This is a genomic window from Paenibacillus sp. S28, assembly GCF_016624415.1.
GTDB classification, from domain to species: domain Bacteria; phylum Bacillota; class Bacilli; order Paenibacillales; family Paenibacillaceae; genus Paenibacillus_AQ; species Paenibacillus_AQ favisporus.
On the sequence record NZ_JACVTM010000034.1, the window covers coordinates 1 to 18104 of the forward strand.

Genomic DNA, 18104 nt, shown 5'->3' on the forward strand with positions numbered 1-18104 from the left:
GAACGCGATCTGGATGCCGTACATCGGCCCGTAACAGAAAATAAGAAAGTACAAAAAGGCCGGCGCAATAAACAGGTACAGCTCCCAGTTCATAATGATGCGCTTCCATAAACCTTTGCCTTTTCTCTTTGTCGGCATGGCCGCCGCCGGGCGGCCGGCAAACGCCGTATTGGTTTCCTGCATAGGATCACCCCTTCCTGATAAATGGTTTTTGCTCCACCCATCGTTGCCACAGTATGTCAGGTGTGCTAACGCTTACATTTTTACGATAGCCCAGGGAGCAGTGCTCGTAAATATGTCATTTTAGCTGCTGCCCCTAACCCCCGGTAACAAGGTGCCTGCGGCCTGATGACAAGCGGCTTGGACAAGCGGACAATGTGTCATTTTTGAGTGATCCGGCGGGATATGGGCGGCATATCAAAATTGACCAACCGAGCGGCAAAGCCCATGCAAGCAAGTAGCTTTTCCCCAATCCTTCCGGTCTGCTGTACCTGACCATTCAAACCTTTCCGCCAAGCTGCACATGATTTAGTTATAAGAAGAATGCCGAGCAAAAAAGACTCCCGGCTCAATCGGCCGGCAGCCTTCCTCTTGTGATGTTATCCTTATGTCTCGCCGACCTTCCCAAACATTACTTCACAGGCTGGGGGCCATATTGGTTATCCGTCTCCTGACTTGCCTGACAGGTTTGCACAACAAAAATAATGATGCCTACGATCGGTATCAGGGCGATCAAGTTCCACCAACCGCTTCTTCCCGTATCGTGGAGTCTGCGGCATGCAACCGCCAAAGACGGCAAGAAGGTAGCAGCAAAATAGATCGCGGATAATATGTAAGACAGCCCCACGATTTCCTCGACGACGGAAAGCACGAGGTAGATTACTCCTTCATACAGCATAAACATCCAATATTCTTTTTTGGACGCCCTTCCCTGAAATTCCGCGTAATTTTTCAATGCTTTTAAATACCATTCCATCCTAAACTTCCCCTATCCTATATTGAATCCGATTGAGTTTAGCATGAAATCAAACCTGCAGATACCATCAAATTTTTCCATGAAATTTCAGAAATGAAAAAAAGCGGCCGACTGCTGAGAAGACGGCTGCTGAATAAAAGGCTCATGAATTGACTTCACTTTTAAACTTGATGCAGCAAGGGTAAACAACGCTCCTCCCAGCATCCAAAATGGCTCCCAAAAAAAGAGCCTCCACCTGAGCGCAAAATCGTCAATCTGCAGGGACAGCAGCCCTATGCAGGCAAAAATAAGAGAAATCACGTTGGCTAGGCCGTATAAGAATAGCAAAATCCCCGCTAGTAGCCCTAGAACATATAAAACCCAGTTCGTCATGCTGGACCATGGCCTTAGAAACAGCAGCAAAAATAAGCCCCCACACAATTTCACGAATCCAGTAAGCCAGACCATGGCTATGAACGATGCTTCCCTTTCTATGGCTTGATTATAGATGAACCCTCCTAATGTATTTACGCCAATCATGCCTCCGCCTGCCCAGTAAAAGCTAATGATCGCAAACAGAACGCACCAGATAAACCCCGCAAAGATATACACTTCTTTATGTTGGATCATTCCCATCCTTTGCCTTCCCTTAATAGTCATCGCACTCCTGCCTAAGTCCGGGCACTTTTTTCAGCTATGCCGTATCCATTTCGCCCGTTTGTGCTCTCAATTGTCTATCTCTCTCCATTTTTAATAATGCGTCAAAATAGCATCGCCTTCTGAAAATATCGAATATGTAAACCAATCTATCAATTTATTCCTATGGATTGGCAGACAAACCGCTTGTCCCAAGAAATACCCCGCATATGCCCGTTTTCTCAAAATATAGCCGTTAGTCTAGCAAATGATAGTTATCAGTCCATGCCAAATGTGAAGCAAACCCATACTCTGTAGACAAATCGACAGGAGGTGCATATCATTGGAATTTTCAAAAAAGTGCTGCAAAGCTAAAGTTGTTCACCACCATAGAAATAAGAAACACCGCGTCATTAAAAAAGTTGTAAAGGTAAACTGTCCTCCCCCGAAAATTAAAGTAAATGCTCCGGCCGGTCCGCAAGGCCCGCAAGGTCCTGCAGGTCCACAAGGTCTTCCTGGAGCACAGGGTATTCCAGGACTTCAAGGTGCTACCGGACTACAAGGTCCTGCCGGCGCACAAGGTCCTGCTGGTCCTCAAGGGCCTGCCGGAGCACAAGGCCCTGCCGGACCGCAAGGCCCTGCGGGTCCAGCAGGAGGCATCGCTTCGTTTGCATTCTTGTGCAGCACGGTCGATCAAACCGTTGCCGCAGCCCCTACTCCCGGAGGCCAAGGCGGCGCCGTTACCTTTAATAACTCTGTCATTAACGGGACTGCCACTTCCTTCACCAGCCCATCCACCGTCAACATCCTGGAAACTGGTTTCTATAACATCAGCTGGGAAGTATTCCCGACTGCCGGAAACAGCGCATTCGGCCTGTTCTTCGATCCGGATGCCGCCGGACCGCTGCCGGCCACGCTGGTTCCTTGCAGCAACTATGGCTCCGGTGCGGGCAATAACCCTTATCAAGGTCAAGTCGTAGCACGATTAACGGCGGGAGGCGTCCTGACTTTGAACCGGATCGATAATACGGGAACTCAAACACTGCAGGCCAGCATAGGCGGGGGAACGCCTACAACTAGCGCTTCGATTGTCATTGAAAAATTGGCGTCCGCCTAAACAACCTATTGGCAGCTCCAAGATTATTAGTAATATATGCGCAAGAAATCGCTCTGCTACTAGCACAGCGATTTCTTGGCGTTTGTTGCATATTTGATCATCGGTTTTTAATCAAGATCCAAATCAGCTTTGCTGAGTTTCTTGTTTGATAGAATGTGCTTCACGCCCCACTCGCCGATCTGATCCAGAAATTCAATCATAGACCGTCCCGCCGAAGTCAGCGCATATTCCACTCTGGGCCGGGGCTCCGGGTACGATTTCCGTTCAATGATGCCGTCACGCTCCAGCTCGCGGAGCTGTTCTGTCAGTACCTTCTTGGAGATGGACGGTAAATGGCGCTGCAATGCGCTGTAACGCACGGGCTGGTCGTTTTTGTACAAATACCGGTATATCGGTATCTTCCATCTCCCGCTTAGACTGGATATGACCACCTCGACCGGACACTCATTCAGCTGCACAGGCATTGGACTCCCTCCCTATTTTTTCCCAACATTATACACCAAGCTGCGTGCGCATGCCTGGATACAAAAAAGTGCCTTATTGTTCCCGGCATGGCCCCAGCTCTATAATGGCTCGTGAGGGGGGAATCGAACATGAAAATTGGAATTTTGGGATCCGGAAATGTAGGTAAAACGTTAGCTAAAGGTTTAGCGGTGTCGGGCCATCGCGTTGTCGTGAGCAGCCGGGAACCCGATCATCCGAAACACGCATCTTGGAAAAAAGAGACCGGCAGTTCGGTCGGAATGGTCACTTTTGACGAAGCCGCCCGGTTTGGAGAGACGATGATTCTGGCGCTTCCCTGGAATGGTTTGAAAGACGTGCTGGAATCCATCGACCCCGCCTGTTTAAAAAATAAAACCGTCATCGACGTCAGCAATGCCGTATCCTTTGACGGCGGGCCGCGTTTGCTCCATAACGAAACATCTGCAGGGGAAATCATCCAGCAGCTGCTGCCTGACAGTTCTATCGTTAAAACACTCAATATCGTCAGCGATCAAATCATGGTTCACCCGCATTTTAGCGAAGGCTCCCCGGTCATGTTTATGTCCGGCAACAACTTGGAGTCCAAAGAGCAAGTCAGGACTCTGTTGAAAGACCTCGGCTGGTCAACGGTTATTGATCTGGGAGATATCAGCCGAAGCCGCCTTCAGGAATCCATCATGCTTGCCTGCGTCATCAGCGAAATGCAGCTGCAATCGCCAGGATCGGCATTCGCCTTGTTAACGCGTGGATAAATCTTTTCATTCTTTTGATTATGCAGTTCGTCGGGATTCCCTTTCCCACTTGGATTGCGCCTCTTTCAGGAAAACAGCAGCGGTTTCGGAGCTCTCAAAAGCCCTTTTGGGAATAATATGCGCCATCGTCTGATTCAGGAATATGAAAATATACTCATCATTGTGCTCGATGCTTCTGATTCCGGGCCATTTATGTATACTTTCGTTCACAGACGTATTCTCAATGATTCCTTCATCTGCCAAGGTAATCGTATGCTCTCCCAGCAGCCCGGGTTTATCGTCCAGCAGGGACAAGACCCGCCTTTTAAATCGCTTGTAAGAGTAAACATGTACACCAAGTCCCAGGATTATTCCAGCAGTCCAGGAGTACCATGTCGGCAGCTGCATCAGCATAAAAATAATGCTCATCACGACCGGAAGGAGAATCAGACTAGTGAGAAACCGCCGCTTGTATTTCAAATTGTTCATGATGACATGCTTGTTGAATTTCCAATAATCCTCTTTGTTGATGTCAAAAGAAATGACCATTTAAACCCTCCATGGTATACTGGACAGCACGCCCATTGGAACGAACTCGAGCCGCTGTCCAGTCAGCATCAACATATCCTGTGCTTCTCTATAGGTTCTGCAATTCAAGCCATTCTTCCATCTTGGGGATGGATTCTGCATAATGCTTAATAGCACCCAAGGTTATGGAGACCTGCTCTGTTCCGGTCTTCTGTTCTTCTTCATCCGTACATTCGATCCACAAAGACCGTTTTAGATTATATTCCAGCCATTCTAGTTTGGACAATAACCCACCAGCCAGAATCAGCCTCCAATCGGATGAAATGCGCCCCTGAGCTGTTTTATATCCTTGTATAAAGGCTAAAAATTTCTCCTTCTGTATCTCACCCGTCTCATTTTCGGACCAATAAACAGCGGTTTCCAGTAAGTCCAGCGACGGATTTTTATAACCGGCGGATTCCCAGTCAATCAGTATGGGTTCATGACCTGACCACAGTACGTTTTTCGGGTCCAAGTCCCCATGCGTAATCACCCATTCAGAAGAAAGCCCGTTCACCGATTCGATGGCGGCTGCATTCCATCGATGTAAATGTTCCATGCTTTCGAGCAGCTGACCGGTCCACTCGGCATGGTTTTCTTGTCCTTTCTCCAAATAGAGGCTCCAATCCGTTAAAGCCGAATTCGAGAATAGTGGAGCTTCGATTCCTAAAACTGAAAAGTCGATCCGATGCAGCTTTGCTAGAATGTCACCCATTTTTCCGCAATGAGTCGTGTCTATTTCACCATGCTTCAGGCTGTTCTCACTGGTCCAATCAAAAACAAGATAATACCTGTCCTCTAATCGCTGCAGCGACTCCCCGTCAAACTTCTTTGCGGGAAGCGCAGGAATGAATTTTGCCGCGTAATTCGCAATCCGCTCAGACATGATGTAGTTGCTCACTGCAGTTGGTCTGGTCATAATCTGCGGATTTAAAGCCTTCACGGCATATTTGCCTGTCGCAGTTTCCACCGCGTACATTTTGTGAAGCAGCCCACCGGTAACCGGTACAGGGGCCGATTGCAATTCGCCTAGCTTCAGCGCACGGCACAATTTTTGAAATTCGGAGATACTCGATTTCTCATGCATACTTGCACAGCTCCTTATGGAGTATTCGGAAACTATAAAACGAACTCCAACTGTACATCCCTTGGATCGTTCTCCAGCAACTTCCGGCTAACCTCCGCCGCTTCCCGGCATCCCATTGCACCATAAAAGGCAATCGTTTCTTCGGCTGAACCTGCGCAGATATACAATTTCTCAGCTCCCCACTCCCTCGCCTGATGAGCCGCGATCGCGAACAGTTCTTTACCGATCCCTTTACCTCTATGCTCCAGCGTAATGAATAATTGATCCAATGGCATTTTTAATATATTGAGATGGGTTCATACCGTTAATGAGTTCAGCTTCCTCAAAACTTAATTTCCTGTAATTCCACATGGGCTCCCTCCAATGGCTCGCATTCATACTTGATAATTTTACCATAAGCTTCAGGTATTGAATGGCTATAACCAAACTGTCCTGCTTTCGGGGAGTTCAAACCTGATCCTTGCGAATCCCGATTTAAACCAAACAGCCTGTGACCCGGAAAAATCATAATAAAAACAATAAGCTCCGATTGGCCTGTTGAACCCAGTATCCGATCGGAGCTTTGTCATTTCAATTATTCCGCTTGTTAGATTTATCTTTCCGTTCAGTCTAAACGCCGGGCGACATGAAGAACAGCGCCCCAATGGCGGCGGACCGACGAGTCCGGACGGCTGTTCAGGCGAACCCGGATTTCACTGAAGAGCTTCTCACGCTTCCATTCCTCCATAAGAATATGGTCGGAGAACGTTTTCAGAAGGTTAATGTATTCTTCCGCATGATAGATGCGTTCCCAGTCGAAATGCCGAACATGAACGACCTCAAACAGGCCGCTTTGCCCGATCTCTTCCCGCTGCTCCTGCAGTTCCCCCGGCCTTGGCCAGTCGGTGTCTTTCGGTTTGCCCTCGCCCAGTTCATCGTATACGTCTTGGATTTCACGGAAGAACGGATCCCCGTCGTCCGGAAAAACGTGAGTGGCGTTCCAAAAAGCCAAATGTCCGCCGGGACGTAGGACCTGCCATGCCTTGGAATACCGAACCTTCGGATCAATCCAGCTCCACGCGGTGGCGGCAAATACCAAATCGAACCTTTTCTCGGCCTCGGGCTGCCACTCTTCGAAGCCCCCCGTTATAATTTCGGCATCCATTCCGGTGAGGTTGCGGCGGGCAGCTTCCGCAAGATCCGCTCCAAGCTCCACGCATGTCATGTTGAATCCAAGTTTGGCTAACGGTAGGGTCGCCTTTCCTGTCGCACAACCGATTTCCAGCAGACGATCCCCCGGATGCAAATCAGCCGCCTGTACCAGATCGTCCAGCAAAGCTTCCGGGTACTCCGGCCGTGCCTGCTGGTACAGATCGGCCGCCTGCTCAAAGGTTTGACGCAATTCTTTATAATCGTGTCGAGAGTGCATGATTTCCTCCTTAACCGCTGCTTATGTCACTTTTTACTTTGGGAATCATTTAACTCGTTTAAAGCTTTCTCTATTCGCCGCTGTCTGGTTTCCGGTGTCTTGGCATCCTCAATGCCCAGAACAAGGCGCCGTCGATTACTATAAGACATGCTCTCAAAAGCAGACTTCGCCACCCCGTTATGCGACAATGCTGACAAGAAGTCGTCCGGCACGGCTAATTCACGCGGTTCCGTATCCAGCTCCAACTGAACCTCGAGTTCGTCGCCGGCGGCAACCTTCGCTTTCTTCCGATGCTCCGTGCTGACCGGAATCAAAAATCGTCCGCCCATTACTCCAATCGTAGTCCGGTACGCGTACCCCCGGATCGTAACACGAACCGCAGGCTTTTTTCCAGAGCCTAAGCTTCTGACGACTTCCTCCGGCACCTCAATGCCTGTTGCGGTCTTTCCATGCAGCTGCAGTTCGGCAGTAAATGTTACCATATCGCAACCTCCTCAATATATTTTTTATCCCTTCAAGTAGTCGACCAATACAGGGACCAATGCGGCCGGTTTCACGATATGCGTTTGACCGGGAAGCACTTGATGGGTTGCATTCGGCAAAACCTGTGCAAGCTCCTTCATGGAATTACGCATCCATTTCGGGCTCTTGCCGCCAACGGCAACAAGCGTGGGGACAGAGATGCTCGACCATCGTTTCAGCGTCTCCTTACTCCCTTTCTGCTGCCCGATCGTCAGTATGGTGTCATAAGGAAGCGTATGGGCGACCGACTTAAGCTTGGACCAGGCAGGCATCATCGGCATCATGGCCACGACCGGGGCCGGCAGTCCGACTCCTTTTCTCATAAACAGCTTGACTGCTGCACCCCGGCGATTGGCTCTAATCAGTTCATCCATTTGTGCAGCGTACTCATCCGGCACAGCTTCACGGCTACCGTCCGTTACAAAAGGCGCTTCGTATAACGCCAGTTTTTTTATCGACGTAAGCTGATTTGCCGCTTCAAGGGCAAGCGCTGCCCCCGAGGATACGCCGTATACAAATACATCCTCTCCTGCTTCTTCAATCACAGCAGAAAGGTCCTCAATCTCGCGATCAACTCCATAAATAGCATGATTTCCACTTTCGCCACGCCCTCTACGATCATAGGTATACACGGTAAAATCCTGCTGCAATGCAGCTGCCAAGGCACTGCTGGGGCCATTCCCCCGGCTGCACAGCGCGCCATCGACCAGCAGGAGCGGCGAGCCGCTTCCAACCTTGTCGTAAGCAATAATCGTGCCGTCTTTCGAAGTGACCGTTCTCATAAGGCAAAGCCTCCTTGCTTCGTTTTTTGTCCTCTACCAATACAACGAACGCGGCTCACCATAATCGACAAATACACGATCTTTTATGGTTTTTTTCTATAAATTTTTAACAAACCGATTTTGACTCGTTCAACGAAACGAACTATTGTTCCGTATATAATGCCAGGTTCTCCAAAGTGGACCTTAAACCGACGTCGTGATCTTCTTTCCGGATCCCTGCCGGCACGTTCTCGCATACGATCGTAACCACCGTGCCCTTCGGATTGGCTGCTAAAGTCCATGTCATGATCATCTCTCCGGCAAAATCAGGATCATCTGACTCGAATACAACAGCCTGTACAATACGCTCGTCCGGGACGAGCTCCAGGAACGTTCCTTCGACGACGTCTGTATCGTCAGAGGTCTTCCCTTGCATTGTGCCGTCGTTCTCTAAATAAGTCAGCGACATCCGGTAAGTTCCACCCGCCACGGGGTTGAACTCGAAAATTCGGCCTTTCATTCCCTCCGGAGGAAGCCACATTACTAAAGCCTCAGGGTCCACGAACGCATGATAAATCGTTTGCGGCGATGCTTTGATCGTCCTCGAGGCAGTGTCGATTCTCTTGTTACTCGAATGATTGGTCATGAGTATCCAACCTCCAATTTCACAAAAATGGATCCATCAGCCCACATGTTTTACTAACGTCATCGTAGCACACTTATCAGGCTGTTATTTCTTGCGAATTGCTTTTATCCCGTTCAGCTAAAAAAGCAATCGGACACCCGGCAGCCGTTAAAAGATGGGCTGACTCCAAGCTATTAAAATCCTCTTCTCGCATCAATCCATATTATGGTATAGTAAAAACTAGTAATCTAGGTCTATGGAACCAGAAGATTCACTGAAGACCTAGATATTTTGATGGAACCGGCTTTCAATTACCGCAGCCGGATCGATACATGAACGCTGGGGGGAACAGGGTGTATTGTCATCAGTGCGGGGCAAAGTGTGCTCCGGAACAGAAAATATGCGGAAAGTGCGGAGCAAGATTATTGACGGAAGAAGTACGGCAGGCCGTTCTTGAGGTAGCCGCGGGCACCGAGGCCATCCGGCTGCCTCAAGCTGCAGCAGGTAAACTGGGAGATGATCAGCGCCCGGCACAGGCGGCCGTCACCAAGGGAGGAAGCGGCCGGGTATTCCAGTGGATCATCCCTTTTTTGCTTGCCGGAGTGGTTGCCCTGGGTCTTACGCTCTATTACAAGTATGAGCAGTCCGTAAACCAGGAAGTGATGGCGCTTCAGCAGCAAGCCAAGAAAGAGGCGTTGGCAGGACGGTATTCGGAAGCGGTCCAGCTGTTGGAACGGGCCGAAGAACAACGGCCGCGCTTCGCCGCACTGACCCGGGACCGGGAGCTTGCGGCCAAGGCCGCTCAGCTCAAAAATCAACTCGACGGCGCTTCGGCACAGCTTAAGGCCAAGAAGTTGGATGAAGGGGAAAAAGCGCTGAGGCAAATCGCGGATATGATCGGCAAGCGGCAGGAGCCGCTGTTCGCGCCGCTTCAGAAATCGCTGGCGGCGGACCAGGTTATGCTGACGGTGCTTCGCATCAAAGGCCAGCTGGACAAGCTGACTACAGTTGATGCGCTGGCCGATAAGCTCGTTACGGTCCGCGGCCTCAGCGGTCAGGAAGCGGCCGCCGTCAAAGCGCAGATTATCAACAAAATCGCCGGGATCAGCTATTCGTCAGCCGAAGAGAAGCTGCGGAAAAAGGATTTTGCCGGAGCGCTGGAAGCCGTGGACAACGGGCTGTCCTACGCTGCGGACAATCCGAAGCTGACGTCGTACCGGAAGCAAATTTCGGAAGCGAAGCGGGAGTTTGAGGAGGCTGAAGCTAAGCGTATTCAGCTGGCCCAGCAGAAGGCCGCCGAAGAAGAATTGAACAACCGGACCGCGGCCGTTGATGTATCCGGCGTTACGGCCGTGCTGGACGATTACGGCGATCTGACCATTTCCGGGACGGTCACGAACACCGCGACCCGCCCGATCTATTCGGTCAGCGTTTACCTCAACATTTACAGCAGCTCCTCCGGTGCCTTCATCGGCGATGCTTATGCCAACGTTTCGCCGTTCAGGCTGGAGCCGGGGGAATCCGGGAGCTTCTCGACATCCTACTATGGGGTCTACGAACAAGCGGAAGTCTCGGTTGATAATGCATCCTGGTATTTGGAATAGGGGGACGGAATATGAGTAAAGGCATTTGGATCAGCGCACTGGCCTCCCTGATCATCCTCGGCTTGGGAAGCGGCGGGACGTATTTCATTCACAGGACGGCCGAGAACGAGCTTGGCGGGCAGCCGCTGCTCGCAGTGCAAAAGGCAGCCAATGCAGCCAATGCAGCGGCGGTGACGAAAGAAAAAAAGACGCGCAAGGAGATTATCGAGGACAGCCAGAAACGGGTCGTCACGATCGAAAGCGGAGACGGACTCGGCTCCGGATTTCTGTATAACGATCAAGGTGACCTGTTAACCAACGCCCATGTCGTAACCGGGTCACAGCAGGTAACAGTGCGGACGTTGAATCACGAAGAATATAAAGGAACCGTCATCGGGATCGGAACCGATACGGATGTTGCGGTCGTTCGCGTGCCTGAGCTTAAGAAGCTCGCCCCGCTTTCCGTAGCCGAAGACTACAAGGCGGAGGTCGGGGACGAAATCCTCGCGCTCGGCAGCCCTTTGGGTCTGGAAAATACGGTAACGACGGGGATTATCAGCGGACTCGGCCGCAGCTTCGACATTGATCCGTACACCTACAGCAATCTGTACCAAATCTCTGCGCCGATTACCCACGGCAACAGCGGCGGACCGCTGGTCAATGCAGAAACGGGTGAAGTGCTGGGTATCAACTCGGCGGCTGTGTCCGAGGGACCGGGAATCGGGTTCAGCATTCCGATCTCCAGCATTCTTCAGCAGGCCAGGGAATGGTCCAAGACCCCGATGACCGAGCTTCCGGCTGGGGACGGCGGAGATGAGTACGGTACGGACAGCGACGGAACGGTCGCGGACGAGCGGGACATTGTCGCTTACTTCTATCAAAGCCTGAATAACGGCGATTACGTTACGGCGTATTCCCTGCTCGGCAGCGAATGGCAGAGCGGAATCAGTTATGAGGATTTCCGGGCAGGTTATCTGAATACCGGTGATATAACGCTTGGCTCACTGACGCTTGAAGAGCAGGACGACGGCGCTTTGGTCAGCGTTGATATTACGGCTGAGGAGCGGCGTAAGAGCGGCACCGTCTATCAAGGTTACCGGATGAGCTATTCGGTCGGGTATGAGAACGGAGAATTGAAAATATTGCACGGCAAAGGGAAGAAGCTTTAAGTTCCTCTGCCCTGGCACAGCCCCTGTCCCTTGTGGATAGGGGCTTATTATTTACGGGAAGCGCCGGTCGAAAGCTCCATCTCTTCCTTGTGGCCCTTCCACTCGACGGTAACCTGAATGGTTGAGTCCTCCAGCGGAATAGCGCCGTTGCCTCCGGATCCGCTAACGATGTCTCTGTTCCCTGACAATTTTTGTTCCCCGCTTCCACTCATCGTTGTGCCGGTAAATTTATATTTGATTCTCCCCACGTTTGCAGGGTCTTTCCCTTTGTACCGGATTTGGAGCCGGCTGATATGATCTTCTCGATTCAGTTTGGTAATCGTATAGTTAGCAGACCAGGTTTTACTTTCGCCAGTAAATTGAATTACGGAAGGATGACTTAGACATCCGGATAACATCGTAAAAGTAACGATGCATAAACCAATGAGCACCTTCTTGATTGGAATCCCTCCTCGCCATTCTTATGAAGTATATATAAATAGAACGCGGTAAAATCTGAGTTGTTGGCGTAAACCTTCAATTAAAATGAAAAAGGCTAATGCATGAAAAACCGATGCCGCAAGGCATCGGTTTATTTTCGGAAAGGCAATGTATCCTCTTACTCGTCCCAATGCGAGTGAAGAACCAAATCACAGAAGTTTGGGCTTTTGTATCCTGGCAGCAGCCGCTCGCATACATCCGATTTGATATTCCCGAATGTCGTTTCCGGCTTATGCTTGAAGCCTTCCAGAAAAGCGTTCAGGATCTTGCTCTTGAACTGATTCCGGGGGAACGCCGCTACGATTTGTTCACGAATCTCCGGCGTAATCGCATCAAAATTTTCTCCCATGACATCATAACCGACACCCGAATAAATCAGCGCAACTTCCGGCTCCTTATACTGCGCAATGCCGATCGTCGTGTGCAGGGCGACGGCATCCCAGACGCGCCGGATCGACTCCTCCGGAACCTGATGCGATTCCAAAAACTTTCTTGCCGCATTGGCTCCGTCAACCTCAAACCGCTTGTCAGGACTGCTGAAGTGGTTGGTTAATCCCAAATCATGGAACAAGGCACTGATATACAGCAGCTCGGCATCATACGTTATTCCCGCCTGCTCCCCCTGTACGGCACCAAACAGATATACCCGATGAGAATGGTTCCACAGCAAATCATCCCCATGATCCCGAAGCAGCTCGGCAGCCTGTCTGGCTAATGCGCTGTCCGGTATTTTTACATGACCGATAGATAAGGACATTGTCATACACCTCGCAAAAAAGGATTGTGTTGTTGATGCCCTCATTGTAAAATGCACTGTATAATAGATCAATGTTATGATTTCTATAATAATAATAGATAAAACACATCATTTGGACGCTCAGAGCATTCATACGCTCATCATGCCATCCTACACATCGGGAGGAAACGAATCATGGAGATACGGCAATTGGAATATTTCCAAGCGATTTGCGAGGAGCTTCACTTCACGCGGGCCGCAGATAAATTAAATGTGACCCAGCCTACGCTGAGCCATCAGATCAAGTCGCTTGAAGACGAAATCGGCACCCCTCTTTTTGACCGAATCGGAAAGAAAATCGCGTTGACCGAGGCGGGGAAGATCCTGAAGTCGCATACGGCTGTCATTTTCAACGCACTCCAAAGCGCAAAGGACCAAATGAACGAGCTGCAAAGCGGAGATCGTGGAACGCTCGCCATCGGCTCTCCCCCCGGGGAGTTAAATCATTTGGTGTCCTCGCTTCTGGTCGATTTCAACCAGAAATATCCGAACGTTACGGTCAAAATTGTTGAATCCGGAAACGTTACGGAGAAGGTACTGAATAATGAACTCGATGCGGCCGTGACCATTCTGCCCGTCGACGATGACCGGCTGGACACAATCCCTTTATACTTCGAACAGTTTAATTTAACCGTCTCCTCCAGCCATGAGCTTGCCCAGCGAAAAGAGATTAGCTTTACCGAAGTGGACCGGCTGCCGCTGATCCTGCTTCCCGAGAACCACAAGTGCCGCCAGCTAGTGGACGCGACCTGCCGCATGACCGGCAATCAGATGACCCCCTTCGTCGAAACCAATTCCATTAGTACCATCTTCAATTTGGTTAAATCGGGTGCCGGCGTCAGCATCTTATCCAAATCGCTGATCGATCTGAACCGTGACGGTGCGATATCCGCAATCCCTATCGTCAATCCCACCTTATACCGGCAGATCGTCATCATTATGAATAAGGATAAATTTTTAAGCCACGCGGCCCGGGCGTTTATTTCCCTTCTTCAGCAATTTGTGGAAAATAACAAGTTAGGCAATCTCGTCCCCCATGCGGTGTTGGAGAGCTAGAGCCCGCTCGTGATCGCGTTAATCTTTTCCCGTCCAACACGAAAACTGCCGCATTTGAACAGTACCCCCAATGGTTCGACATCGGCTAATCGTTGGAAATGCACTTCAACTTCGCGGCAGTTCGTTGTTATGTTTACCCTTTGACCGAACCGATCATCATCCCTTTCACAAAGAAACGCTGCAGGAAGGGATAGAGTGCCAGTACTGGAACACTGGCGACCATGATGAGAGCATACTTGATGAGTTCCGCGTACCGCTGGGCTTCCACGATCGTTTCCGGGTCAACGACGGCATCGGTTCCGTGGGCCGACATCTGGCTGGAAATCAGGATGCTGCGCAGGATTAACTGCAGGGGATACAGATCCGCGTCGTGCAGATAAATCAGCGCGCTGAAAAAGGAGTTCCACTGGGATACCGCAGTAAACAGCGCCATGACCGCAATGATGGGCGCCGACAGCGGAATGACCATGCTGAAGAAAAAGCGGAAGGTCGAGCAGCCGTCGACCTTGGCCGATTCCAGCATTTCCTCCGGCAGCGTATTTTGGAAAAACGTCCGCACCACGATGACGTAATACGCCGATGCGGCTGTGGGCACAAACAGCGCCCAGATCGTGTCGACCATGCCCAAATTTTTGACCACCATATAGGTCGGGATCATGCCCCCGCTGAAAAACATTGTAAAGACGATCAGCACCATGAACACATTCCGCCCGTCCAGCTCCTTGCGCGACAGGGCGTAGCCGCCCGGGATCATGATCGCTAAGCTTAATGCGACGTCCATCACCGTGTACAGGAACGTATTCGCATAACCTCTCCATACGTCATGGTTCTGCAGGATAATGCGGTAGCCTTCCAGCGTAAACCCTTTGGGCCAAAGGCTGACGTTTCCGGAATTGACGGCTGTCGGTTCGCTGAACGAGGAAATGACGATGAAATACAAAGGATACAGGACAATCAGCAGAATAGCGGACAGTATCGTATAGTTGCACAGGTCAAACACTTTGTCGGCACGGGAACGGGCAATCCTTGCGGTATGATCGAGTGCATCCGTTTTAGCCATGAGCGCTCCCTCCTAGAACAAGCTTTGCTGCTTCAATTTTTTGGCGAGCTGGTTCATCGTCAGCAGCAGGGTAAAATTGATGAGGTTGTCGAACAGGCCGATCGCCGCCGAGTAGCTGTACTGCGCGCCGACCAAGCCGGTCTTGTACACATAGGTTTGAATCACTTCCGACGAATCGATATTCAAGGAGTTCTGCATCAGCAGCACTTTCGAGAAGCCCAGGGAAGCAAAGTGCCCCATTTTGAGAATGAGCATGATCATAATGACAGGCATGATCGTAGGCACGTCGATATGCCGCACCCTTTGAAATTTATTGGCCCCGTCCATAATCGCGGCTTCATGCAGCTGCGGATCGACGGACGTCAAGGCGGCCAAATAGATGATCGCGCTCCAGCCCGTCGTTTGCCAAATCTCCGAGATGACGTACATCGGTTTGAACCAGGCCGCTTCGCCGAAAAAATTGATCCTTTCCCCGCCGAAGAGGTCGATCCAATTGTTGATCATCCCCGTCCGCGGATTCAAGAAAATGTACAGCATGCCGACCAATACGACGGTCGAAATAAAGTGCGGGGCGTAAGTAATGGTCTGCACCCATTTCTTGAAGCGGAGCCGGGCGACCTGATTCAGCATGAGCGCGAACACGACCGCGATCGGGAAGGCAAAGACCAGGTCGTACAGATTGATCAGCAGCGTATTTTTGAGCGTATTCCAGAATTGATAGGACCGGAAGAAACGCTCGAAATGCTCGAACCCCACCCAGGGGCTCCCCCAAATCCCGTCAATGGCGCGAAAATTTTTAAAAGCGATCTGAAGACCGTACATGGGCGCATACTGAAAAATCGCGAAATGCAGCAAAAGCGGCAGCAGCAGCACGTAGAGCTGCCAGTTGCGGATGACCCGCTGCCACAGCGAAGCGGCCTTCGGTTTCGCGGGCTTCTCCAGCTGCGCGAGCGCCGTCCTTTCGATTTTGGTGTTCATCGTTATCAACCGTCCTTTACGTTACGCGGGCCGGAAACCAGCTCGCTAACGGATGTTGGGGGCAGTTTTCTATTTGGCCAGGTTCGCTTTATTCGTATCGTAGCCGTCCTGGTACACCTTCGTATAATCGCTCAGCCCCATTTTGTTCAGCGTCTCCAGGTACGTATTCCACTCTTCGTCGATGCCGCCTTTGGCGATCCATTGGGCTTCCATTTTGTCCGTGTACGTTTTGATATCCGTCTGATACTGCTCGATGCTCTTGTACTGCGCGTCCGTGAACATAATATTCGGGTACACCCAAGGCTTCATGTACGGAACCAGAGCTTCGTACCACTCGTCAAAATCGGGATCGAGCTGCCCGGGCTCCGCTTTCGGCAAAATCTGCTTGTCGCGCATTTCCTGCGAGAAGCCGTAGACGAAGTCATTATAAGGCGTCTCTTTGACCTTCCATTCGCCGGCCGTATAGTTGTCCGGATTCGGGATGGTGTCATACGTGCCGTCAGCCAGCTTCTTCAGACGGTTCGGTCCTTCGCGAAGCTTCATGGACATTTCCGGCTCATAAGCCCGGTCGACCCATCTCATCGTCGCCTCGGGGTACGGATTAACCTTTGTGATAACGAACATACCCGGGGTCATCTGCAAATTGTTGCGCGGGGTGATTTGCGAGCCGTCCGGCCCGGCGAGCGGGATCATCGGCGAACCGTAATCCCACCGGTAGTCCGCGTTGGTGATCTGGTCGGCGCTCCAGGCGAAGAATGCTCCAACAGACGCCTTTTTGCCGGAGGAGACCTTGGCGATCAGCTGGGTGGAGTTTTGCGTCATGCTGTCCGGATCGATCAGCCCTTTTTCATACAGCGAGTGCAGGTACTTGACCGTATTTTTGAACTCCTCCGTCGCTCTGACGAATATCACCTTGTCATCCTGCACGATAAAAGTTTCGTCGATCGTATTGAAGGATCCGAACAGGTAGCCGAACCCATACTGCGAGTCGCCGAAGACGCCGGTCAGCGGAATTTCGTTATTCGGATTGCCGTCTCCGTCCATGTCCATCGTTTTGAATGCCTCGAGTGCCTTCGCGAGCTCCTCCGTCGTCTTCGGCATTTCCAAGCCGGCCTTCTTCAGCCATTCCTTGTTCACCCACAGCGTATTCCCGTCGGCATGCTTATACTCCGACATGTTGGCCATCGGCAGGGAATAAATATGCCCATCCGGAGCTGTGATCGCCTGCCGTACTTCCGGGTATTTGTTCAGAAAATCCGTCAAATTCGGCGCATATTTCTCGATGAGATCCTCCAGCGGAATAAACATGCCGTCTGCGCCTCCCGTCACGACCTGCGAGCTGCTGAGCTCCAGCAGCACGTCGGGAAGATCGCCGCTGGCGATAATCAGGTTGCGCTTTGTCGCCCAATCGGTGCCCGGGCTGAGGTTCCACTTAATCTGTACATTGGTCCCTTCGTTGATTTCCTTAATCGTCTCAAGCTCATTCCAATTCGTTCCCGTTCGTTCATCGTAAGTACCGGCAATGGTCAGGGATATCGGCTTATCGACAATCGGCAGCCCCGTCTCATGAAAGCCCGCGGACGCGCCCTTCGAATCGCCGCCCCCGGAACAGCCGGCCAGCAGCAGGATGGCGCTTAACACGGCCGCCATGGAACCTGCACGTTTGTTACGCATGTTCACGATCGTATTCCTCCTCAAGGCTTGTTTTGACATGAACAACATGTTGGATAGCTTTCACCCACATGTTAGCAACCTCCGCTCGGATGAGTCCATGCACGCTCTTTTACTGTACATGTATTTTGTTTCAGCAAAGTCAGGGCCTTGTTGCCGGAACGTCAAGTTTTGCAGAAGCATCCCGAATGTTGTCTCCTCCCCGTTCCCATCCCTGAAACAAAGTGCATCCCCAATGAAGGATTACTGCATGTTCATGCATCTTCGCCCCTCGTATAATGAAAACCAATTCACGCTTCTTAAGCGGTGCATGGCTTAAAGGGCCGTGTTCATCCGCGAAGATCCAATGAGAAAGTAGGGGTTATATGGAAAGCCAATTGCAACGCGAAGTCATCAGAACACAGGTGCTTGTCCTTGGG

General features: G+C 51.0%; 20 protein-coding genes and 1 pseudogene. 5 read left to right on the top strand and 16 right to left on the bottom strand.

Annotation, left to right across the window (positions count from 1 at the left end):
• The 3 genes and pseudogenes from IAE55_RS33320 to IAE55_RS33330 form a co-directional block, all read right to left on the bottom strand.
• Positions 1-183: pseudogene (locus IAE55_RS33320) on the bottom strand (sugar ABC transporter permease); the annotation flags it as partial.
• Positions 184-631: 448 nt separating this feature from the next.
• Positions 632-976 (bottom strand): DUF805 domain-containing protein, encoded by a 345-nt coding sequence (locus IAE55_RS33325; protein WP_200634949.1) that lies wholly within the window; start codon positions 974-976, stop codon positions 632-634.
• A gap of 87 nt (positions 977-1063) precedes the next feature.
• On the bottom strand, positions 1064-1591 hold the full coding sequence (locus IAE55_RS33330) for a DUF3995 domain-containing protein (protein WP_234490050.1): 528 nt from the start codon (positions 1589-1591) through the stop codon (positions 1064-1066).
• A 343-nt stretch (positions 1592-1934) separates the two neighbouring features.
• On the opposite strand from IAE55_RS33330, the gene IAE55_RS33335 reads away from it, so the two are divergent.
• Entirely contained in the window at positions 1935-2708 is a 774-nt protein-coding gene (locus IAE55_RS33335) for a collagen-like protein (protein WP_234490051.1), read from the top strand.
• A gap of 107 nt (positions 2709-2815) precedes the next feature.
• Here IAE55_RS33335 and IAE55_RS33340 read toward each other — a convergent pair whose 3' ends face one another.
• A complete protein-coding gene (locus tag IAE55_RS33340; RefSeq protein ID WP_200634950.1) occupies positions 2816-3172 on the bottom strand; it encodes a winged helix-turn-helix transcriptional regulator in 357 nt (118 codons plus the stop codon).
• Between the two features lie 129 nt (positions 3173-3301).
• On the opposite strand from IAE55_RS33340, the gene IAE55_RS33345 reads away from it, so the two are divergent.
• On the top strand, positions 3302-3943 hold the full coding sequence (locus IAE55_RS33345) for an NADPH-dependent F420 reductase (protein ID WP_200634951.1): 642 nt from the start codon (positions 3302-3304) through the stop codon (positions 3941-3943).
• 18 nt (positions 3944-3961) lie between these two features.
• On the opposite strand, the gene IAE55_RS33350 is transcribed toward IAE55_RS33345, so the two are convergent.
• The 7 genes from IAE55_RS33350 to IAE55_RS33380 form a co-directional block, all read right to left on the bottom strand.
• A complete protein-coding gene (locus IAE55_RS33350; RefSeq protein WP_200634952.1) occupies positions 3962-4471 on the bottom strand; it encodes a YcxB family protein in 510 nt (169 codons plus the stop codon).
• An 88-nt stretch (positions 4472-4559) separates the two neighbouring features.
• On the bottom strand, positions 4560-5576 hold the full coding sequence (locus IAE55_RS33355) for a phosphotransferase (RefSeq protein WP_200634953.1): 1017 nt from the start codon (positions 5574-5576) through the stop codon (positions 4560-4562).
• A 32-nt stretch (positions 5577-5608) separates the two neighbouring features.
• The gene (locus tag IAE55_RS33360) at positions 5609-5845 is read right to left on the bottom strand and encodes a GNAT family N-acetyltransferase (protein WP_200634954.1); all 237 of its coding nucleotides are present in this window, start codon (positions 5843-5845) and stop codon (positions 5609-5611) included.
• Positions 5846-6180: 335 nt separating this feature from the next.
• On the bottom strand, positions 6181-6984 hold the full coding sequence (locus IAE55_RS33365; RefSeq protein ID WP_145163544.1) for a class I SAM-dependent methyltransferase: 804 nt from the start codon (positions 6982-6984) through the stop codon (positions 6181-6183).
• A gap of 26 nt (positions 6985-7010) precedes the next feature.
• A complete protein-coding gene (locus IAE55_RS33370) occupies positions 7011-7466 on the bottom strand; it encodes a YdeI/OmpD-associated family protein (protein WP_200634955.1) in 456 nt (151 codons plus the stop codon).
• Between the two features lie 24 nt (positions 7467-7490).
• On the bottom strand, positions 7491-8288 hold the full coding sequence (locus IAE55_RS33375) for an alpha/beta fold hydrolase (protein ID WP_200634956.1): 798 nt from the start codon (positions 8286-8288) through the stop codon (positions 7491-7493).
• Positions 8289-8430: 142 nt separating this feature from the next.
• A complete protein-coding gene (locus IAE55_RS33380) occupies positions 8431-8913 on the bottom strand; it encodes an SRPBCC family protein (protein ID WP_145163548.1) in 483 nt (160 codons plus the stop codon).
• 404 nt (positions 8914-9317) lie between these two features.
• Between IAE55_RS33380 and IAE55_RS33385 the strand changes: the two genes are divergently transcribed.
• Both IAE55_RS33385 and IAE55_RS33390 read left to right on the top strand, forming a co-directional pair.
• Positions 9318-10496, top strand: coding sequence for an FxLYD domain-containing protein (locus IAE55_RS33385; protein WP_105444941.1), 1179 nt, complete (start codon positions 9318-9320; stop codon positions 10494-10496).
• Positions 10497-10507: 11 nt separating this feature from the next.
• Positions 10508-11644, top strand: a complete 1137-nt coding sequence (locus IAE55_RS33390; protein WP_200634957.1) for a S1C family serine protease — start codon at positions 10508-10510, stop codon at positions 11642-11644.
• 47 nt (positions 11645-11691) lie between these two features.
• Here the strand turns inward: IAE55_RS33390 and IAE55_RS33395 are convergent, their stop codons facing one another.
• Together IAE55_RS33395 and IAE55_RS33400 are read right to left on the bottom strand one after the other, a co-directional pair.
• Positions 11692-11892: a hypothetical protein gene (locus IAE55_RS33395; protein WP_145163552.1), complete on the bottom strand. Its 201-nt coding sequence runs from the start codon at positions 11890-11892 to the stop codon at positions 11692-11694.
• A 350-nt stretch (positions 11893-12242) separates the two neighbouring features.
• A complete protein-coding gene (locus tag IAE55_RS33400) occupies positions 12243-12881 on the bottom strand; it encodes an HD domain-containing protein (protein ID WP_105444938.1) in 639 nt (212 codons plus the stop codon).
• A 174-nt stretch (positions 12882-13055) separates the two neighbouring features.
• Here IAE55_RS33400 and IAE55_RS33405 point away from each other — a divergent pair, with 174 nt between their 5' ends.
• Complete coding sequence (locus tag IAE55_RS33405; RefSeq protein WP_200634958.1) at positions 13056-13976, top strand: LysR family transcriptional regulator; 921 nt, start codon at positions 13056-13058, stop codon at positions 13974-13976.
• Between the two features lie 133 nt (positions 13977-14109).
• Here IAE55_RS33405 and IAE55_RS33410 read toward each other — a convergent pair whose 3' ends face one another.
• The 3 genes from IAE55_RS33410 to IAE55_RS33420 form a co-directional block, all read right to left on the bottom strand.
• Positions 14110-15036 (bottom strand): carbohydrate ABC transporter permease, encoded by a 927-nt coding sequence (locus IAE55_RS33410; RefSeq protein WP_145163555.1) that lies wholly within the window; start codon positions 15034-15036, stop codon positions 14110-14112.
• Positions 15037-15048: 12 nt separating this feature from the next.
• Positions 15049-16014: an ABC transporter permease gene (locus IAE55_RS33415; protein WP_105444935.1), complete on the bottom strand. Its 966-nt coding sequence runs from the start codon at positions 16012-16014 to the stop codon at positions 15049-15051.
• A 69-nt stretch (positions 16015-16083) separates the two neighbouring features.
• Positions 16084-17688, bottom strand: coding sequence for an extracellular solute-binding protein (locus tag IAE55_RS33420; RefSeq protein WP_234490052.1), 1605 nt, complete (start codon positions 17686-17688; stop codon positions 16084-16086).
• Positions 17689-18104 lie beyond the last annotated feature (416 nt).